Annotated in this window: 21 protein-coding genes; 19 read left to right on the top strand and 2 right to left on the bottom strand. The window is 34.2% G+C overall.

What is annotated here, in order from left to right:
- Window positions 1–10 precede the first annotated feature (10 nt).
- Both EL158_RS02605 and uvrB read right to left on the bottom strand, forming a co-directional pair.
- Window positions 11–1,957, bottom strand: a complete 1,947-nt coding sequence (locus EL158_RS02605) for an LTA synthase family protein (RefSeq protein WP_126361468.1) — start codon at window positions 1,955–1,957, stop codon at window positions 11–13.
- Between the two features lie 50 nt (window positions 1,958–2,007).
- Window positions 2,008–3,978: an excinuclease ABC subunit UvrB gene (uvrB, locus tag EL158_RS02600; protein ID WP_027304114.1), complete on the bottom strand. Its 1,971-nt coding sequence runs from the start codon at window positions 3,976–3,978 to the stop codon at window positions 2,008–2,010.
- 117 nt (window positions 3,979–4,095) lie between these two features.
- On the opposite strand from uvrB, the gene EL158_RS02595 reads away from it, so the two are divergent.
- The 19 genes from EL158_RS02595 to kdsB all read left to right on the top strand — a co-directional run bounded on the left by EL158_RS02595 (window position 4,096) and on the right by kdsB (window position 20,053).
- The gene (locus EL158_RS02595) at window positions 4,096–4,326 is read left to right on the top strand and encodes a hypothetical protein (RefSeq protein WP_027304113.1); all 231 of its coding nucleotides are present in this window, start codon (window positions 4,096–4,098) and stop codon (window positions 4,324–4,326) included.
- A complete protein-coding gene (locus EL158_RS02590; protein ID WP_004276981.1) occupies window positions 4,316–4,588 on the top strand; it encodes a hypothetical protein in 273 nt (90 codons plus the stop codon). The genes EL158_RS02595 and EL158_RS02590 overlap by 11 nt, the downstream gene beginning before the upstream one ends.
- On the top strand, window positions 4,566–4,994 hold the full coding sequence (locus EL158_RS02585; protein ID WP_027304112.1) for a type II secretion system protein: 429 nt from the start codon (window positions 4,566–4,568) through the stop codon (window positions 4,992–4,994). The genes EL158_RS02590 and EL158_RS02585 overlap by 23 nt, the downstream gene beginning before the upstream one ends.
- Entirely contained in the window at window positions 4,991–6,829 is a 1,839-nt protein-coding gene (locus EL158_RS02580) for a primosomal protein N' (protein ID WP_034955958.1), read from the top strand. The genes EL158_RS02585 and EL158_RS02580 overlap by 4 nt, the downstream gene beginning before the upstream one ends.
- A gap of 9 nt (window positions 6,830–6,838) precedes the next feature.
- Entirely contained in the window at window positions 6,839–7,471 is a 633-nt protein-coding gene (aat, locus tag EL158_RS02575) for a leucyl/phenylalanyl-tRNA--protein transferase (RefSeq protein WP_027304110.1), read from the top strand.
- 160 nt (window positions 7,472–7,631) lie between these two features.
- Entirely contained in the window at window positions 7,632–8,417 is a 786-nt protein-coding gene (locus EL158_RS02570; RefSeq protein WP_027304109.1) for an HrcA family transcriptional regulator, read from the top strand.
- Window positions 8,414–8,911, top strand: a complete 498-nt coding sequence (grpE, locus tag EL158_RS02565; RefSeq protein ID WP_027304108.1) for a nucleotide exchange factor GrpE — start codon at window positions 8,414–8,416, stop codon at window positions 8,909–8,911. Before EL158_RS02570 ends, grpE begins: the two co-directional genes overlap by 4 nt.
- Window positions 8,912–8,930: 19 nt before the next feature.
- Window positions 8,931–10,793, top strand: coding sequence for a molecular chaperone DnaK (dnaK, locus tag EL158_RS02560; RefSeq protein WP_004276975.1), 1,863 nt, complete (start codon window positions 8,931–8,933; stop codon window positions 10,791–10,793).
- An 88-nt stretch (window positions 10,794–10,881) separates the two neighbouring features.
- Window positions 10,882–11,436 (top strand): CheB methylesterase domain-containing protein, encoded by a 555-nt coding sequence (locus EL158_RS02555; protein WP_027304107.1) that lies wholly within the window; start codon window positions 10,882–10,884, stop codon window positions 11,434–11,436.
- Window positions 11,436–12,233, top strand: coding sequence for a CheR family methyltransferase (locus EL158_RS02550; RefSeq protein ID WP_027304106.1), 798 nt, complete (start codon window positions 11,436–11,438; stop codon window positions 12,231–12,233). Before EL158_RS02555 ends, EL158_RS02550 begins: the two co-directional genes overlap by 1 nt.
- Window positions 12,234–12,347: 114 nt before the next feature.
- Window positions 12,348–13,076 carry an amino acid ABC transporter ATP-binding protein gene (locus EL158_RS02545; protein ID WP_027304105.1) on the top strand — a complete coding sequence of 243 codons (729 nt, stop codon included), beginning with the start codon at window positions 12,348–12,350 and terminating at the stop codon, window positions 13,074–13,076.
- 22 nt (window positions 13,077–13,098) lie between these two features.
- The gene (locus EL158_RS02540; protein WP_027304104.1) at window positions 13,099–13,872 is read left to right on the top strand and encodes a transporter substrate-binding domain-containing protein; all 774 of its coding nucleotides are present in this window, start codon (window positions 13,099–13,101) and stop codon (window positions 13,870–13,872) included.
- A 1-nt stretch (window position 13,873) separates the two neighbouring features.
- Window positions 13,874–14,626, top strand: a complete 753-nt coding sequence (locus EL158_RS02535) for an amino acid ABC transporter permease (protein ID WP_004276970.1) — start codon at window positions 13,874–13,876, stop codon at window positions 14,624–14,626.
- 2 nt (window positions 14,627–14,628) lie between these two features.
- Window positions 14,629–15,288 carry an amino acid ABC transporter permease gene (locus tag EL158_RS02530; protein WP_004274889.1) on the top strand — a complete coding sequence of 220 codons (660 nt, stop codon included), beginning with the start codon at window positions 14,629–14,631 and terminating at the stop codon, window positions 15,286–15,288.
- Window positions 15,289–15,364: 76 nt separating this feature from the next.
- Complete coding sequence (locus EL158_RS02525; RefSeq protein ID WP_027304103.1) at window positions 15,365–16,294, top strand: ribose-phosphate pyrophosphokinase; 930 nt, start codon at window positions 15,365–15,367, stop codon at window positions 16,292–16,294.
- A 1-nt stretch (window position 16,295) separates the two neighbouring features.
- Window positions 16,296–17,045, top strand: coding sequence for an NAD+ synthase (locus EL158_RS02520; protein ID WP_027304102.1), 750 nt, complete (start codon window positions 16,296–16,298; stop codon window positions 17,043–17,045).
- The gene (locus tag EL158_RS02515) at window positions 17,045–17,956 is read left to right on the top strand and encodes a tetraacyldisaccharide 4'-kinase (protein ID WP_027304101.1); all 912 of its coding nucleotides are present in this window, start codon (window positions 17,045–17,047) and stop codon (window positions 17,954–17,956) included. Before EL158_RS02520 ends, EL158_RS02515 begins: the two co-directional genes overlap by 1 nt.
- A complete protein-coding gene (gene thrC, locus EL158_RS02510; protein WP_027304100.1) occupies window positions 17,943–19,337 on the top strand; it encodes a threonine synthase in 1,395 nt (464 codons plus the stop codon). Before EL158_RS02515 ends, thrC begins: the two co-directional genes overlap by 14 nt.
- A complete protein-coding gene (gene kdsB, locus EL158_RS02505) occupies window positions 19,334–20,053 on the top strand; it encodes a 3-deoxy-manno-octulosonate cytidylyltransferase (RefSeq protein WP_027304099.1) in 720 nt (239 codons plus the stop codon). Before thrC ends, kdsB begins: the two co-directional genes overlap by 4 nt.
- Window positions 20,054–20,081: the final 28 nt, after the last annotated feature.

Genomic DNA, 20,081 nt, shown 5'->3' with positions numbered 1-20,081 from the left:
TAAATTTTTATTAAATATCATCTTTTAATCTTAAACCAAGCTGATAAAACATCAAAGAACGGTAGGAATTTGCGAATTTTTTATGATAATCATCAAGCTCAAAAGCTTCATTTGTATCTTTTAGCGTTGTATTATTTTCATAAAAATAACCCTTAGTATTTTCTAAAGGATACACGCCAAAATTATCCGCCCAAACGACTTCATTGAAAGCAAATTCAAGTTTTTCATCGCTAGGAGCGGCTAATAAATTTCGACCACCTAAACTATAATAAGTCGCCTCGCTTAAACTTAACTCATAAAGCGTAGGAAAAATGTCCTTGTGAGAGGCAAGGCGGTATTTATCATAATAAAGATTTTTTTGATAATTTTGAGGCACATAAAGATAAAATGGAACACTATAAGCAAAGGCTTTTTCTTTCTCAAAGTCTATTTTCATATCTCTTACTCTGTGGTCTCCAGTAGCGGCGATGATGATTTTATCTTTTAAATCACTTGCTTTTATTTTACTTACAAATTTGCCAAATTCACTATTAGCGTAAGCATAATTATTAAGATTTTCATAGGTATTTTTAGGAAGTTTTTCATTAATTTTTCCGCTTAAATTTGCCTTAGAAATGCTTTCATAAACTTTAGGGTAAGGAGGGTGATTACTCGTGCTAAGGGCGATGATAAGTAAAGGTTTTTGCGCTGTTTTAAAAAGCTCATAAGCCTTATAATACATATACTCATCTAAAATTCCATAAGCTGTTTTTTGGGCGTTTGGATAGTCTTTAAGAAGACTGATAGCGTCAATGACTTCAATATCTTGCTTTTCTAAAAAGGCACCAAATTCATACCAAGTTCTATTCCCTGAAGTAAGAAAAATGACCTCATAGCCCTGCTTTGTAAAAGGCTCGGTTGGATTTTGCGTTAAATTTGTTTTAAAATATTTACTTTTTGTTAAAATGATAGGACTATTAAAATAGAGATAAAAAAATGATGGTGCAGTCCAATTTCCACTGCTTAAAAAACGCTCAAAAACAAAATCCTCCTTAAAATGCTTCTCAAGCTCTCCTAAAAGATTAAGCTCTAAGCTATGAAATTCTAAAGCATTATTCGCAAAACTTTCCATAAGATTAACAAAAATATGCGGTTTATTTTGGGGATTATAAGGCGTTGTGGCAAAAAGAGAAAAAAGCTCTTTTTGTAAAACTTGCCCCTCCTCATCGCTAATATAAGGAAGTTTTTGAAGCTCTTTTGAGGCTTTTCTTGCCCAAGAAAAAGCCATAATAGGATTAAGTGCGATATCATTAATCATTTCAAGATTTGCAAAACGATAATTTCTTTCGTTCATAAAAACATGATGATTAACTCCTCTTAAAGCTATAATGTAAATACCTATTAAAAGCAAATTAACAAAAATAAAACTTATAGGTTTTAATTTTAGGGGTTTAAAAGGACTTTTAAGAATTCGATTATTAAGTAAAAAGCAAAAAATACTTATCAAAATCAAAGCAAAAATTCCACTAAAAAGCGGATAATCCTTATAAATGATGCTAAAAATTGTTCCTAAATTCTCATTTAAAACACTAAAGATAAAAAGATCAATCTTACTTTTATACATTTCATAATAATAATACTTTATAAAAGAAAAAGCCACGCAAAGCAAAGCTATCAAAGCGATATAAAATGAAGAAAAGATGGAGTAAAATTTAACAATTTGAACCCTTACCCCCCCCCCCCCCTTAATTTTTAATAATGGGGCAAAATAGCTCAAAAATCCGCACAAAAGTAAGGGTAAAAACGCCGCACTTAAAAAACGCACATCGTGATAGCTTCCAAAAAGATACATTTTTAAAAGTTCTATTTTATCGGCACTTTGTGGGATAAAAGCAAGATGCATTAAAACACGCGTAAGATTAGAAATGACAATAAAAATTGCACTAAAAATAAGAATTTGAAGTAAAACTTTTCTCATTTGCTTTCCTCATAATGAAAATAAGATTCGCAGTATAGCAAAAAACTAAATTACAAATCCTTAAGCTTTTTAATCTCATCTCTTAAAGCTGCAGCCTTCTCAAATTCCAAATTTTTAGCCGCTTCAAGCATTTCTTTACGCAGTTCTTTTACTATTTTTGCTCTTTCACTTGCTGGCATTTTTTCTAGCTTCGCACTTTTTCGGTAAATCTCACCCATATCTTCATTTTTAAGGCTTTCTTCTAAATTTCTCTTCACTGAAGTTGGTGTGATTTTATGCTTTTTATTATATTCTTCTTGGAGTTTGCGGCGTTCATTTGTTGTATCTATGGCTTCTTGCATTGATTTTGTGATTTTTTGACAAAAAAGCAAAACCTTGCCATTGACATTTCTAGCAGCTCTTCCCATCGTTTGTATCAGGCTTGTCGTGCTACGCAAAAAGCCCTCTTTATCCGCATCCATAATGGCTATAAGTGAAACTTCAGGCAGGTCAAGCCCCTCTCTTAGTAAATTAATGCCTATAAGCATATCAAATTCCCCGCTCCTAAGCCCACGGATAAGCTCATTACGCTCAATCGCATCAATGTCTGAGTGCATATATTTGACCCTAAGTCCAAGCTCTAAATAATAGCGACTTAGCTCTTCAGCTAACTTTTTAGTCAGCACGGTAACTAAAATTCGCTCATTTCTTGCTATGACTTTTTTAGCCTCATCATAAAGAATTTCGACCTGATTTGCACTATCTTTTAACTCAATGATAGGGTCGAGCAAACCCGTAGGACGCATAATTTGATGAAAGATATTTTTCCCGCTTAGCTCAAGCTCTAAAGGTGCTGGAGTGGCAGAGACGAAAAGAAATTGACAATTTTTGTGGATAAATTCATCAAACATTAAGGGACGATTATCAAGGGCGGAGGGCAAACGAAAACCATAATCAACCAAAGTTTGCTTTCTACTTCTATCCCCAGCAAACATTCCGCGAAACTGGGGCAAAGACACATGACTTTCATCAACGATGACTAAAAAAGGACGCTTTTTAATGGCATAATAATCAAAAAGCGTGTAAGGCGTTTGCCCCTCTTTAAGCCCTGTTAAATGCCTCGCATAATTTTCCACGCCCTTACACATACCTGTGCTTTGCAACATCTCAAGGTCAAATTCTACCCTTTGCTTAAGGCGTTGATACTCCACAAGCTTGTTTTCATTTTCAAAATAAGCAAGGCGAGAATTTAGCTCCTCTTTTATCTCTTTTATCGCTTCTTTAAGCCTTACCTCACCCACGCTAAACTGGCTTGTAGGATATAAAATAAAGCGTTTTAAATCCTTTGTTTTTTTATTTTCTAAAATATTATAATGATAAATTCTCTCCAAATCATCACCGAAAAACTCAAGCCTTACCACTTCATCTTCATAATAAGCTGGATAAATATCCACCAAGTCGCCATTAACACGAAAATCTGCACGATCAAAAAAATTATCATTGCGTTTATAGCCCATATCTACAAGCTTTTTAAGTAGGTCTTTTTGAGAAATTTGCATATTTTCCTCAAAAATCAAAACCATACCCTCATATTCACTAGGATTTCCCAAACCATAATTTGCCGAAACAGAAGCGATACAAACTACATCTTCATAGCTTAAAAGTGAGGCGGTAGCACTTAGCCTTAAACGCTCTAAGTCTTCATTAGTCGAGCTGTCTTTTTCTATAAAAACATCAGTGCGTGGGATATAAGCTTCTGGCTGATAATAATCATAATAGGAGATAAAATATTCAATATGATTATGCGGAAAAAAGCCCTTAAATTCGCTATAAAGTTGAGCGCAAAGGCTTTTATTATGACTCATAATTAAAGTAGGCATAGCAAGTTCTTTAATAACATTTGCCATTGTAAAGGTCTTACCACTACCGGTAACGCCTAGTAAAGTTTGATATTTATGCCCGGCTTTAATACTTTTAATTATACCTTCAATCGCTTCTTTTTGGTCAAAACTTGGCTTAAATTCGCTTTGCAGTTGAAACATCTCACACCCTAAAAATAAAGCAAAATTGTAGAAAAAAAAACTAAAATAAAAATAAATCATTAAATTTAATTTGCTAAAATGGCAAAATCGTTTAAAAATTCACAAGAAGGCAAAATTATGTTTGATGATAAAATTATTAACACAATGACAGACAAGGTTAATGAGTTAATCGAAAAATACAACGAAGTCTGCGAAATCAATGAAAATTTAAGAAATGAGCTTGTTAGTGTCAAAGCGCAAAATGAAGCCAAAAGTAATCAAATTCTACGCCTAGAAGAAGAGCTTAAATCTCGCAATATAGAAAGCGAAGATATTTACAAAAAAATAGAGGCTGTTCTTGGCAAATAATCTCAAGCAAGTTATCATCAATATCTCCGCAAAGGACTTTGTCATTAAATGCAGTGAAGAATTTGCGGATTTTTTAGAAGATGATATCGCCCTACTTTCTAATGGCACAAAAAAAATGGAGCTTAAAAGCTTTGTTGATGCCTTTGTGAAAAAAAGCTATCAAAATTATACTTTACAAAAAAAACTACAAAAACTCATCAAAACAATGAACGAAAATATAAACACAAATTCCACAAACAATGAGCCTCAAAAAAGCCTTTAGTCTCCTTGAACTTGTTTTTGTGATTCTCATCATCGCTATTTTAACGGGCATTGCCCTGCCATTTCTTAAGCAAAATAAAGAAGAAGCCAAGCTTTTAAAACTTAAAATGGACTACGAAATGCTAAATTCCGCCCTAAGTCTAATGCGAAATGAAGCGGATTTAAAAAATTTAGCTTATATTAATGAGCTGGATCAGGCGGCGATTTTAAAAGAAAATGAAGCCTTATTTTACTGCCAAAACTGCTCTTTTAGCCTTTTAAGCACTCCTATTTATTCTAGTAAAATGGGCTGGATTAAAAATGGAGTCAATCAATATAGCTTTTTTTTAAACCCTCAAAAAAGCGTGGAATTTCGCTATGAAAATGGGCTTTTAAAATGCCTTAAAAATTGCAAAGAGCTTTTATGAAATACTATGAATTAGCCATTAAGGGCTTATATTTAGATAATCTTATCTTTCAAAGTGAAAGTGAAATTTCTCCTTTAAGTGAGGTTATTGTTGATTTAAAAACGCGTAAAAATTGCAAAGCCATAGTGCTAAAACAATGCGAAAAACCAAACTTTACCACAAAAGACATTAAAGAAATCACGCCCCTTAGTTTAAGCAAAGAGCAATTTATTTTAGCTGAGTTTATAAGCTATTATCACTCCACAAAACTAGGCTTTACTCTTTCTCTTTTTGAAAGCTCTAAGCCCTATCAATGTGAAATTTTTAAAACTCAAAATGCACCCATTTTAAGCCCCAAACAAGAAAAAGCTTTAAATTTTTTAAAACAAGAGCAAAATGTTCTACTCTTTGCCGATACAGGTAGCGGTAAAACAGAAATTTACATCACTCTCATCAAAGAGAGTTTAGAAAAAGGACAGCAAGTTTTACTTTTAATGCCAGAAATTTCACTCACTCCGCAAATGCAAAAACGCCTTAGTCTTTATTTTGGTGAAGATTTTTTTATGTGGCATTCTAAAATTTCTAAGAAAAAAAAGAAGGAAAGCCTTGAAAAATTTAACGAAGGCAAAGCTCTTTTAATCGCTGGGGCACGCTCGGCTCTTTTTTTACCTTTTAGGAATTTGGGACTTATCATTGTCGATGAAGAGCATGACCACTCTTATAAAGCATCTAATAAGCCCTATTATAATGCTAGAGATTTAGCTCTTTTTTTAGGAGCAAAACTAAACATCAAAGTCGTCTTAGGCTCTGCTACACCAAGTCTTACAAGCTTTTACAAACAAAAGCATTTTAGACTTAAAGGCACTTTTTTTGAAAGCAAGAAGCATTTTTTATATGATGAAAGCGATTTAAGCCTTACGCCTATGCTTTTAAATGAGCTTGAAAAAAGTTTAAACAATCACAAACAAGCCATTATCTTTCTGCCTAATCGTGCAAATTTTAGGCAAATTCTTTGTAAAGATTGTGGTTCTAGCATAAGGTGTCCTTTTTGCTCTATAGCAATGAGTTTGCATAAAAAGAAAAAAATGCTTAAATGTCATTATTGTAATTTTAGCACCATCATCAATTTCTCCTGCCCAAACTGCAATGGCACTATGCTAGAAGCTAAAAAAATGGGCACAAGCGAGCTATGTGAGCTTTTACAAAATACTTTTAGCGAAGCAAAAATAGCCAAATTTGATAGAGATGAAATTACAAGCGTTAAAAAACTCAACGCCCTTTTAAAAGACTTTAATGACCATCAAATCGACATCTTAGTCGGCACTTCTATGCTTGCGAAGGGACACGATTATCATAGTGTGGATTTAAGCGTCATTATGGGCTTAGATGAATTTTTAATGCGACCTAGCTTTAGAGCGAGGGAAGAGTGTTTAGCTTTAGCGATGCAAGTGGCTGGAAGAGCTGGTAGAAAGGGTGAAGCTAGGGTTTTACTTCAAAGTAAAAATAAGGCTTTTTTTGAAAGATACATTGATAATTACGATGCCTTTTTGCAAGATGAACTAGAATTTAGAAAGGAGCTTTACCCACCATTTAAAAGGCTTTTAAGACTCATTATAGAAGATGAAAGTGAGACAAAAGCAAGAAGGCTTTGCGAAAGTCTCGCCTTAGAATTTAAAGAGCTTAAAAGCGTGGAGCTTGTGGGTTACGGCGCTTGTGCGATTGAAATGCTTCATCTTAAATTCCGCTTTTATATCCTTTTAAGGAGCCATACGCATAAAAATCTTATTAAAATCCAAGAATACGCTCTAAATTTTCCTACTATAAGTGCCGATATTGACTCCATAGACTTTTCCTAAAGGACCAATTTGCTTAACGAACTTTTAAATGCTCCCAAAGACGCTCCTGTTTTTTTAAGTCCTAAGCTTGAAGAAGAATTTCTCCTAAAAGCTTATATGGCAGGGCTTTTTCCTTGGACGACTAAGCCTGTTAATTGGTGGTGTCCCGATCCTAGATGTGTGTTAGAACCTTACCAAATTCATATTCAAAAAAATATGAAAAAAGCTCTAAATCTTTATGAGATAAGACTGGATTTCGATTTTTTAAGCTTAATCACACTTTGTAAAAATGCAAGAGTTAGAAGCTGGATCGATGAGGAATTTATACAAATTTATCATAATCTTTTTAAAAGAGGCTATGCACACAGCCTCGAACTTTATGAAGGAAATGAGCTTGTTGGCGGTATTTATGGGCTAATTATCGGCAAAATGTTTTTTGGGGAGAGTATGGTAAGTCTTAGAAAAAACGCTTCTAAAATCGCTATGATAAAACTTTGTCAGCTTTTGGAGCCTTATGATTTTTTAATCGACTGCCAAGTGCATAATAAGCACTTAGAATTTATGGGAGCAAAAAATATCAGCAGAAAAGAATTTTTAAATATACTCGATGAAAAATGCCACAATCCCAGTGGCTTTAATGCTTTTAAAGATTTGCTTACTTAAATTTTAAATCTTTATATATTTTGACTAACTAATCTTTAGTCTTATAGACTAAATTAAATTAAATAATTTTTTTTATATTATACTTGACAAAATAACACTAAATGTTATATAATACTCTTAGCAATCAAAAATAAGAGTGCTAATTTAAAGGATAAAAGCGATGAGAAGCCAAAGTAAAAGAAACTTGATACTTGAGTCCATTATTGAAGCCTATTTGTTAGATAATACGCCCATAGGTTCAAACGAACTCAATTCAAATCTTTGCATTCCCGCTTCGACAATAAGAGTTTATCTTAAAAGACTAAGTGATGAGGGCTTAATCACTCAAATTCATATCAGTAGCGGTCGCATTCCAGCTGTAAAAACAATGCAAACTTATTGGCAAAATGAGCTAAATATTAGCGAGGAATTGCAAATAAAAAATGCGGATTTTTTACGCACTTTGAGTGAGGAATTTGAAATTTATTGCCTTGCTTATGAGGGGCGTGAATTGATTTTAAAAGAAATTTGTAACTTAAATGACCGCTTTATTGTTTTAGATTTTGGAGCAAATGAGTTAGCTTTAAAGTATCAAAATGAAAGCTATGGTTTTCTTAAAAGTCTTGTAGGGCTTAATATTTTTGATATAGAAAATATAGCCATAAAGGTGCATTTTTATGAATTGGTAGAAAAAATTTCCACTCTTAAAAAAAGCTTAACTTGTTATAGAACAAACGAAAAAAAAGCTTATCAAATTTATCAAAACGATGAATTTGTTAAGCTTTTAGACTGCGAGATTCATCGCTATTTTAGTGAAAATTTGCAGTTTGAGCCTTTATTTAAAGAAGGTTTTATGGGGCTTAGAATCAATGCGGATTTTTTAGGTAAGCAGGTTAATCTTATCTTTGCTGGTAGTGTTTATACAAATTATAAAAAAATCCTAAAACAAATCAAGGAGGTAGCGTGAGCGAAGAAGAAAAAATAGAAGAACAAGCAAAAGAAGAGCTTGAAAACGAAACAGAAGAAAAAGACTATGAAGCAGAATACAACGCTTTAAAAGACCAATATCTAAGAGCAAATGCCGAATTTGAAAACATCAAAAAGCGTCTTGAAAAAGAAAAAATCAACGCTATGGCTTATGCAAACGAAGGCTTTGCTAAAGATTTGCTTGATGTTTTAGATGCTTTAGAAGCGGCGGTTAAAGTCGAAGCAAATGATGAAGTAAGTTTAAAAATCAAAGAAGGAGTGCAAAATACTTTAGATTTATTTTTAAAGAAGCTTGAAAAGCACGGAGTTAAAGAGATAGAGGCGGCTTGTGAGTTTGATCCAAATTTACACGAAGCTATGTTTCATATGGAAAGCGATGAGCATCAAAGCGGAGCTGTGGTGCAAGTGCTTCAAAAGGGCTATAAACTCGGTGAAAGAGTGATTAGACCTACAAAAGTTAGTGTTGCAAAATAAATTTAATAAAGGATAAAAAATGGCAAAAGTTATAGGTATAGATTTAGGAACGACAAATTCTTGTGTCGCTGTGTATGAAAGGGGAGAAAGTAAGGTTATCCCTAATAAAGAGGGTAAAAATACTACTCCTTCGGTCGTTGCCTTTACCGATAAAGGCGAAGTTTTAGTCGGTGATAGTGCTAAGCGTCAAGCGGTAACAAACCCTGAAAAAACAATTTATTCTATTAAAAGAATTATGGGGCTTATGATTAACGAAGATGCCGCTAAAGAGGCTAAAAATCGTCTGCCTTATCACATCACAGAAAGAAATGGTGCGTGTGCGATTGAAATTGCAGGTAAAATTTACACTCCTCAAGAAATTTCAGCCAAAGTTTTGATGAAGCTTAAAGAAGATGCGGAAGCCTTTTTGGGTGAAAGTGTGGTCGATGCTGTTATTACCGTGCCTGCGTATTTTAACGATGCACAAAGAAAAGCCACTAAAGAAGCAGGGACAATAGCTGGACTTAATGTTTTAAGAATTATTAACGAGCCTACCTCAGCAGCTTTAGCGTATGGACTTGATAAAAAAGATAGTGAAAAAATCGTTGTGTATGATTTAGGTGGAGGGACTTTTGATGTTACCGTGCTTGAAACAGGCGATAATGTAGTCGAAGTTTTAGCCACAGGCGGAAATGCCTTTTTGGGTGGCGATGATTTTGATAATAAACTTATCGATTTTTTAGCGGAGGAATTTAAAAGTGAAACAGGCATTGATCTTAAAAACGATGTGATGGCTTTACAACGCCTTAAAGAAGCCGCAGAAAACGCTAAAAAAGAACTAAGCTCGGCTAATGAAACGGAAATTAATCTTCCTTTCATCACAGCAGACGCCTCAGGTCCTAAGCATTTAGTGAAAAAAATCACAAGAGCCAAATTTGAAAGTATGATAGAAAAACTCGTTAGCGAAACCATCACTAAAATTAATGAAGTCGTTAGCGATGCAGGGCTTAAAAAAGATGAAATCAAAGAAATCGTTATGGTCGGTGGCTCTACGCGTGTGCCTTTGGTGCAAGAAGAAGTTAAGAAAGCCTTTAATAAAGACTTAAATAAATCAGTCAATCCCGATGAAGTCGTAGCCATAGGAGCAGCGATTCAAGGAGCTGTTATTAAGGGTGATGTTAAAGATGTGCTTTTGCTTGATGTAACGCCTCTTTCTTTAGGCATAGAAACACTTGGTGGTGTGATGACTAAAATCATCGAAAAAGGAACAACCATACCAACTAAAAAAGAACAGGTTTTCTCCACAGCAGAGGATAATCAAAATGCCGTAACTATCAATGTTTTACAAGGAGAAAGAGAATTTAGTCGTGATAATAAAAGCTTAGGAAATTTCAATCTTGAAGGAATTCCACCAGCTCCACGAGGTATGCCTCAAATCGAAGTTACCTTTGACATTGACGCTAATGGAATTTTAACCGTTTCAGCCAAAGATAAAGCCACAGGCAAGGCACAAGAGATCAAAATCACAGGCTCAAGTGGCTTAAGCGAAGAAGAAATAAATAATATGGTTAAAGACGCAGAGCTTCACAAAGAGGAAGATAAAAAGCGTAAAGAAGCGGTAGAAATGAGAAATCAAGCCGATTCTCTCGCTCATCAAGTGGAAAAATCTTTAAATGAACTTGGCGAAAAAGTCGCAGAAGATGATAAAGCCAACATACAAAAAGCCCTTGACGACTTACGCGAAACGCTTAAAAACGAAAACGCAAGCAAAGAGGAAATCGAAGCTAAAATGAAAACTTTAAGCGAAGTTTCTCACAAACTAGCCGAAACAATGTATAAAAAAGATGAAGCTAATGATAAAAAGAAAAAAGATGACGATGTCATAGATGCTGAAGTCGAGTAAGCTTAAAGCCCTAAAATGATTAGGGCTTTTCTACCAAATTTTAAACTTTTTGTGTTACAATCTCTCCTTAAAAAACTTAAGGAAAACGATGAAACTTCTTCTCATAGGCTCTTCTACAGGAGGACCCAATCAACTTAAATTTTTACTCAAAGACCTGCACATTAAAAACACTTGCGTTGTGATCGCTCAGCATATGAGTAGCAATTATCTCTCCTCTTTTGTCAATAAATTTAACGAGGAAAGTGTCAATGAAGTGCGTCTGCTTGAAGATAAAGAGCTTTTAAGTCATAAAATTTACATTTGTGCTAAAAATACCATATTAACAGGAAACCTTTCTCTAATGGCTTTATGGCAAGATGTTCAAAGTAGCTTTAAGCCTAGCGTTGATTTACTTTTTCATTCCGCTGTGGAACTAGCCAAAACAAATAAAATTCTAGCCGTTATCCTCACTGGAATGGGCGATGACGGCGCTAAAGGATTACTTGAGCTTTATAAGGCTGGAGTGAAATGCCTATGCGAAAATGAGACTGATAGTGTCGTCTATGGTATGCCAAAAAGAGCAAAGGATTTAAATCCTAACCTAAGACCGATGAGCTTAAAAGAAATCAAAAGCGAAATTACTCGCTTCATAGAGGAAGATTAATGCAAACAAACAAAGAAGAAAAAATACACTTTAGCGACCTAGAGCTTAATGAATTTATCAAAATCATCAATGAACTTAGCGGTATGGATATACAAGATAAAAAAACAACCATATCATTAAAACTCCCAAGCTTTCTTCAAACTATGAAAATTAAAAATTTTGCTGAATTTTTAGCAAAAATTAAAGTCAATAGAATTCTAAGGCAAGAAACCTTAGACTTTGTTACCATAGGAGAAACATATTTTCATAGGGAATTGGCACAACTTAAAGACATCGCTTTTTACATTAAAAGTTTAGATAAAAGAACGAGCGTTTTAAGTGTGCCTTGTAGCAGTGGGGAGGAAGTGTATTCTATAGCGATGCTAGGAGCGCAACATTGCATTAAAGATATGTATGTGGTGGGCGTGGATATTAATTCTAAAGTGATAGAAAAAGCAAAGCTTGGAAAATATCAAGGCAGAACCTTGCAAAATTTAAGTGAGCACGAAAAAAGAAAATTTTTCAAAGAAGACAATGGAATTTATACCATCAACAAAAGTGAGCTTTGCCCCTGCAAATTCACTCTTTGCAATGTTTTTGATAATGCTTTTATGCAGCTTGGAAAATTTGACATTATCATATCAAGAAATATGATTATTTATTTTGATTACGACTCCAAACTTAAGCTTTTAGAACGCTTTTATAGTCTCTTAAGCGATGAAGGTAGGCTTTATGTGGGAAGTGCGGATTTGATCCCAGAAAATGTTTATTTTAAAAAAGTCTTTTCTGCTAGAGGGACTTATTATGAAAAAATTTAATTTTTAAATTTGTTTCAAAAAGTTACATTGTAAAATTTAAAGTTACCAAATTCAGCTTTTTTTGTAAAGAAAAATATTAGAATTTCTTAAGTAAATGTTTCAAAAAGGAAAAACTTGATTGAATTAAAAAATGTTAATAAATATTATGGCAAACATCATGTTTTAAAAGATATTAATCTTACCATAAAAGAGGGCGAAAAACTTGTCATTATAGGACCAAGTGGAAGTGGCAAAAGCACAACGATACGCTGTATGAACGGACTTGAAGAGGTAAGCTCTGGCGAAGTCATTGTTAATAATCTCGTTTTAACGCACAAAAATAAAACTGAGATTTGCAGAAAATATTGTGCTATGGTTTTTCAGCATTTTAACCTTTATCCACATATGAGCGTTTTAGAAAATTTAACCCTTGCTCCGATGAAATTGCAAAAAAAGAGCAGAAAAGAAGCAGAAGAAACAGCATATCATTATCTTAAAGTAGTAGGACTTGTCGATAAGGCTAAGGTTTATCCTGCCACACTTTCAGGAGGACAGCAGCAAAGAGTTGCCATAGCAAGAAGTCTTTGCACGAAAAAGCCTTATATTTTATTTGACGAGCCAACCTCAGCACTTGATCCTGAAACCATACAAGAAGTTTTAGATGTAATGAAAGAAATTTCTCATCAAAGTAATACAACTATGGTTGTGGTAACCCACGAAATGGGCTTTGCGAGGGAAGTGGCAGATCGCATTATCTTTATGGAAGATGGTGCCATAGTCGAGGAAAATATCCCTGCCGAATTTTTTAAAAATCCCAAAACAGAAAGAGCCAAACTCTTTTTAGGGAAAATTTTGCAACATTAAACCAAATTTGAAAGGAGAAAAAATGGTTTTAAGAAATTCTTTACTTAAGTTGGCAACTCTTGCCTTAGGAGCAGCTCTTGCTTTCACTTCAGCAAATGCTGGAAAATTAGAAGACATTAAGGCTAAAGGCACTTTAGTCGTGGGTGTTAAAAATGATGTCCCACATTATGCTTTACTTGACCAAAAAACAGGCGAAATTAAAGGCTTTGAAGTCGATGTTGCTAAAAAATTAGCTAAGGAAATTTTAGGCGATGAAAACAAAATCAAACTTGTCGCTGTTAGTGCCAAAACAAGAGGACCTCTACTTGACAATGGCACTTTAGATGTAGTCATTGCCACTTTTACAATCACGCCTGAAAGAAAGAAAATTTATAATTTTTCTCAGCCTTATTACCAAGATGCTATCGGTTTGCTAGTTTTAAAAGAAAAGGGCTATAAATCTCTAGCTGATATGAAAGGTGCTAAAATAGGAGTAGCACAAGCTGCCACAACCAAAAGAGTCATAGGCGAAGCAGCAAAAAAAGCCGGAGTAAGTGTAAGTTTTAGTGAATTCCCAGATTATCCCAGCATAAAAGCAGCTCTTGATGCTAAAAGAGTTGATGTATTCTCTGTGGATAAGTCTATTTTGCTAGGTTATGTTGATGAAAAAAGCGAAATTTTGCCAGATTCTTTCGAACCGCAAGATTATGGTATTGTGAGCAAAAAAGATGATGTAGAATTTGCCGCTTTTATTGACAAATTTGTAGGACAAAACAAAGCACAAATAGACGACTTAGCGAAAAAATGGGGCTTATAAGATGAATGATAGTGTAGGCTTTGTAGCTTGGCTAAGGGAGTTTTTTAACTCCCTTGGACTTTATGATGAGGAAAGCATAAGCCCTTTTGCCCTATGGAAATTCCTAGACACACTAGAGCAAACACAAACTTTTATGGATGGTTTTATCTATACGCTACAAGTAAGTGTTTTGGCTTTATTGATAGCAGTTGTTTTTGGCACCATAGGTGGCGTTATGGCGACAAGCAAAATAGCCGTGCTTAGGGCTTACACTAGAATTTATGTAGAAATTTTTCAAAATACTCCTTTAGTTATACAAATTTTCTTTTTATATTATGGTTTGCCACATTTAGGAATAAATTTAGATCTTTTTACAATAGGTGTTTTGGGTATAGGAGCTTACCACGGTGCTTATGTAAGCGAAGTTGTAAGAAGTGGAATTTTAGCCGTTCCAAAAGGGCAATTTGAAGCCTCCGCCTCACAAGGCTTTACTTACACGCAGCAAATGCGTTATATCATCGTGCCACAGACAATCAAAATTATTCTTCCTCCTATGAGTAATCAAATGATAAATCTCATCAAAAACACTTCCGTGCTTTTGATTGTGGGTGGTGTGGAGCTTATGAGCACAGCAGATAGCTATGCGGCTGATTATGGAAACTATGCACCCGCGTATATTTTTGCGGCATTTTTATATTTTATTGTATGTTATCCTTTGGCATATTTTGCAAAATTTTATGAAGAAAAGCTTAAAAAAGCTCATCTAGCGAGGTAAAAATGAACGAAGTTTTTAACGCTCAAAATATCAATTTTTTAATGCAGGGCTTAGCTCTTACGCTTAAAATTGCCCTTGCGACTTGTGTGATTTCTATACTTTTTGGCACTTTTTTAGCTATCACAAAAAATTATGGCGATCGTTTTAGTCGCTTTTTAGCAAGTGCCTATATTGACATTTTTAGAAATACCCCTCTTTTGCTTTGGATGTTGGCGGCTTGTTTTGTTTTGCCTGTATTTTTTGGGCAATTTCCTCAAGCTTTTTGGGGAACTATAGGCTTTTCACTCTATACTAGCTCGGTTATGGCTGAGATTATACGCGGGGGCTTAAATTCTATACCAAAAGGGCAGTTTGAGGCGGCATATTCTCAAGGATTTGGTAAATTTTTTACGCTTTTTTACATTATTTTACCTCAAACCTTTAGACGCGTCGTCCCCTCAATGCTCTCCCAAATCATCACAACCATAAAAGATACAGCTTATCTAGCAGGGCTTGGCATAGCAGAGCTTACCTATAAATCTAAAACCATTTTAGCTAATCTTAAAAGCTTTGAAGAAATTTTAGCCATCATAGGCTTTGTGGCGGGAATTTATTTTGTCATTTGCTTTTCCCTCTCTATGCTTGTGCGTTATTATGCAAAGAAAACTGCTTACGCCCATTAAATTTTATGGGCTTTTTAGCTAAATTTTAAACTTATTAATATAAAATTAAGCCCTAAATATTTCAATAAGGTTAATTATGCGTGGTTATAAAATTTTTTCAGGTTCAGCAAATTTGGAATTTGCCAAGCAAATTTCTAAGTATTTATCCCTACCTTTAAGTGATGCGGGTGTAAAGCGTTTTAGCGATGGAGAAATTAGCGTTCAAATCGATGAAAGTGTGCGTGGAAAAGATGTTTTTATCATACAAAGCACCTGTGCTCCAGCAAATGATAATTTAATGGAACTTCTCATTTTAACAGACGCTCTACGCCGCTCAAGTGCAAATTCTATTACGGCGATTATTCCTTATTTTGGCTATGCAAGACAAGATAGAAAAGCAAATCCTAGAGTGCCTATAAGTGCTAAACTTGTGGCGGATTTAATCGAAACTGCCGGGATTGATAGAGTTGCCACTATCGACCTACACGCTGGACAAATTCAAGGCTTTTTCAATATCCCCGTAGATAATCTTTATGGAAGCATAGTTTTTAACGATTATATTAAATCTAAGCATTTTAAAAATGCCGTAGTAGGAAGCCCTGATATAGGCGGTATCGCAAGAGCTAGAAGTGTGGCTAAAAAACTAGGGCTTGACATCATCATCGTAGATAAAAGACGCGAAAAGGCAAATGAAAGCGAAGTGATGAATATCATAGGTGATGTTAATGGCAAAGATGTTGTTTTGGTTGATGATATTATCGACACAGCTGGCACCATAGTCAAAGCTGCAAAAGCCTTAAAAGAAAAAGGAGCAAATTCTGTTATGGCTTGTTGCACTCACGCTGTTTTAAGCGGTGAAGCTTATGAGAGAATCGCTAAAGGCGACCTAGATGAGCTTGTCATCACAGATACCATTCCCTTAAAAAAAGAACACGAAAAAATTAAAGTCTTAAGCGTAGCACCCATTTTTGCAGAAGTAATACGCCGCGTTTATCATAATGAAAGCGTAAATTCTCTATTTATTTAAGATGGATTGCGAAAAAATTTTAACTAAAATCCAGCATTTTATCCAAGAAAGAGTCGCAAATGCAAAAGCAAAAGGCGTTATTTTAGGACTTAGTGGAGGTATAGACTCTGCCTTAGTAGCGACCCTATGCAAAAAGGCATTAAAAGATGAAGTTTTCGCCCTTTTAATGCCAACACAACACTCAAACAAGGCAAATTTAAAAGACGCCTTAAAGCTTTGCGAAGACTTAAATTTAAGATATAAAATCATTAATATAGAAACAATTCTACAAGCCTTTTTAAAAGAAAGCGAAATGACAAATCAAATTCGCACAGGAAACTACGCCGCAAGGATAAGAATGAGTTTGCTTTATGATTATTCTGCTCTTAAAAATTATCTTGTCGTTGGCACTTCAAACAAAAGCGAATTAATGCTTGGATATGGCACTATTTATGGAGATTTAGCCTGTGCGTTTAATCCCATAGGTGGGCTTTATAAAAGCGAAATTTATACTCTTGCAAAATATCTTAACTTAGATGCAAATTTTTTACAAAAAGCCCCTTCAGCTGACTTGTGGGAAAATCAAAGCGATGAAGAGGATTTGGGCTTTTCTTACGCTTTAATCGATGAGGGATTAAGAGCTTTAGAAAAAAATGACACCTTGCAAATTTCCAAACTAAACCCTCGCCTAATTTCTATGCTACAAAAACGCACTAAGCAAAATGCCTTTAAAAGAGTGATGCCTCCTATTTTATACTTAGATGAGTTTTGATGAATTGGCTTGAGCGTTATTTTTTTAGCCCCTCTTTATTTCAAAAATGCCTTGCTTTTGCACTTTTACCTTTAAGTTTTCTCTATGCTTTTATAGCCACTTTAAATTCAAAATTCCGCTCTAAAATCGACTTTAACATACCTATTATTAGCGTAGGAAATTTAAGCTTTGGGGGCAATGGCAAAACACCACTTTGTAAAGCTATTTCGAGAGAATTTAAAGGCGTTTTCATCGTGCTTAGAGGCTATAAGAGAAAAAGCAAAGGCTTAATGCTTGTCAAACATCAAAATAACATCTTTTGCGAAGTCGCTCAAAGCGGAGATGAAGCTATGGAATATGCCTTTTGTGAGAGTATTGAAGGGGTGATTGTTAGCGAAGATAGAATTAAGGGCATTAAAGAAGCTTTAAAACTTGGTGCGAAAGTTATTTTACTTGATGATGCTTTTTCTAAATTTCACATTAAAAAATTTGACATTTTAGTCGAAGGTAAGCCCCTGCCTTATTTTAATTTTACCCTACCAAGTGGAGCTTATAGACTGCCTCTTTATTTTAAAAAAAAGGCAGATTTTATAGCGAGAGAGGGAGAGGAATTTTACCGCTATTCTTTTGTAAAAGAAAATGTTAAAGCCATTTTGGTTACAGCGATTGCCAAGCCTTATAGACTCAATGAGCATTTTGATAAGGCTAGAGCTTGCTATTTTTTTAACGATCATCATCATTTTACAAAAGAGGAGCTTGAAAATTTACTTAAAAAACATCATTGCCACACATTAATGCTAACTCTTAAAGATTATGTTAAAGTCAAAGATTTTGGCTTTAAGTGTGAAATTATAGAATTAAATGTAGAATTAAGCCAAAATTTTAAAGAACATTTAAAAGCTTATGTGAGGAGTTTTAATGCAATTAATTGAAAGTCAAAATGCAAATTTTAGTGTCAATTTTAAAGAAGCTTTAATGCACCCAAGCACCCCGCAAGGTGGGCTTTATACTCCTGCTTCTTTGCCAAACTTTAATGGCTATGCTTATAAAAATTTATCCTATAAAGATTTTGCCTTAGAGCTTATTAAAAGCTTTGAATTTGGCTACGAAGAAATTTTTAAAAAAGCCTTAAAAAGCTATGATAAATTTGACGATAAAAACTGCCCTATTACTCTGCGAAAAATAAACGAAAAACTCTATATTAACGAGCTTTACCACGGACCTACACGCGCTTTTAAGGATATGGCTTTACAACCTTTTGGAGTGCTTCTTAGTGAATTTTGCAAAGATGAAAAAATTTTAATTTTATGTGCGACAAGTGGCGATACGGGTCCAGCGACTCTAAAAAGCTTCGAAAATGCCCCAAACATTAAGGTCGCTTGTATGTATCCAAAAGATGGAACGAGCCTAGTTCAAGCTTTACAAATGAGAACGATGGAGGCTAAAAACTTGAAGGTTTTTGCCCTCAATGGAGATTTTGACGAAGCACAAAAAACACTTAAAAATTTACTTGTAAAGCAAGATTTTAAAAAGAATTTAAAAGACTATCAGCTTTGTGCTGCAAATTCTGTTAATTTTGGACGCATTTTATTTCAAATCATTTATCATTACTATGCTGCCGTTCAAATTAATAAAGAGCTTGACATCATCGTGCCTAGTGGAAATTTCGGTAATGCTTTAGGAGCATATTTTGCCAAAAAAATGGGTGCAAAAATTGATAAAATCAAAATCGCCTCTAATGAAAACAAAATTTTGAGCGAATTTTTTAATGAAGGAATTTATGACTTAAGGGGCAAAAAGCTTATAAAAACCATTTCTCCCGCTATGGATATTTTAATCTCTTCAAATATAGAACGCCTACTTTTTGACAAATTTAAAGATAAAAGAACAAAAGAATTGATAACTTCACTTAAAAATCAACATTATTTTAAATTAAAACAAAATGAACTTGAAAGCTTGAGGGAAGATTTTGAGGCGGATTTTTGCACAGATGAAGAGTGTATGAAATTTATCAAAAATTCAAAAACTCTCATCGACCCTCACACGGCAACTTGTTTTAAACTCTTAAATCAAAATAAAACGCAAATCATTGTCTCAACGGCTGAGTGGAGCAAATTTACCCCAAGTATGATAAAGGCACTTTACAAAAGACAATGTAGTGATGAAAAAGAAGATATGAAATATATCGCTAAAGAATTTAAAGTGGAAATAAAACCGGAAATTTTAGAACTTTTTAAGCACCGAGAAGAAAAAGTGCAAGGCATAGAAAGTCAAGAAATCGAACAAGAAATTTTAAGGTGGATAAAACAATGATCATAATACCAGCGAGATTAAAATCAACGCGCTTTAAGGAAAAAATTCTTTGTGATATAGGCGGTGTGCCTATGTTTATCGCTACGGCAAAAAGAGCTTCTTTGGTCGATGAAGTTTGCATAGCGCTCGATGATGAAAAAGTGCTTAAAATCGCTCAAAATCACGGCTTTAAAGCAGTTTTAACAAACCAAAATCACAAAAGTGGAACAGATAGAATCAATGAAGCTTGTCAAATTTTAAAGCTCAAAGATGAAGCAATTATCATCAATGTCCAAGCAGATGAACCTTTCATTGAGATAGAAAATTTAAAACAATTTAAAGAATTTAGCGAAACTTATTTAGACAAAGAAGCTTTTATGACAAGCTGCTTTAAGAAAATTAGCCAAGAACAAGCAAAAGACCCCAATTTAGTGAAAGTTTTATGTGATAAATTTGGCTTTGCACTCTATTTTTCAAGAGCAAAAATTCCTTTTGAGAGGGAAAGTTATAAAGAGGATTTTAAGGGGCATTTAGGAATTTATGCTTATAGCGTAAAGGCTTTAAGGGAATTTTGCACCTTTGAAAACTCAAACTTAGAAAAAGCTGAAAAATTAGAACAACTAAGAGCTTTAGAAAATGGCAAAAAAATCAAAATGCTTGAAATTTCAACGCAAAGTATGGGCATAGATACAAAAGAAGATTACGAAAAAGCACTTCAATTTTATGCAAACAATTAGGAGTGGAAAAAAATTCATTTTTTGCCTT

This window comes from Campylobacter upsaliensis (assembly GCF_900637395.1).
Classification (GTDB): domain Bacteria; phylum Campylobacterota; class Campylobacteria; order Campylobacterales; family Campylobacteraceae; genus Campylobacter_D; species Campylobacter_D upsaliensis.
This window is presented reverse-complemented; position numbering and strand designations above follow the sequence as displayed.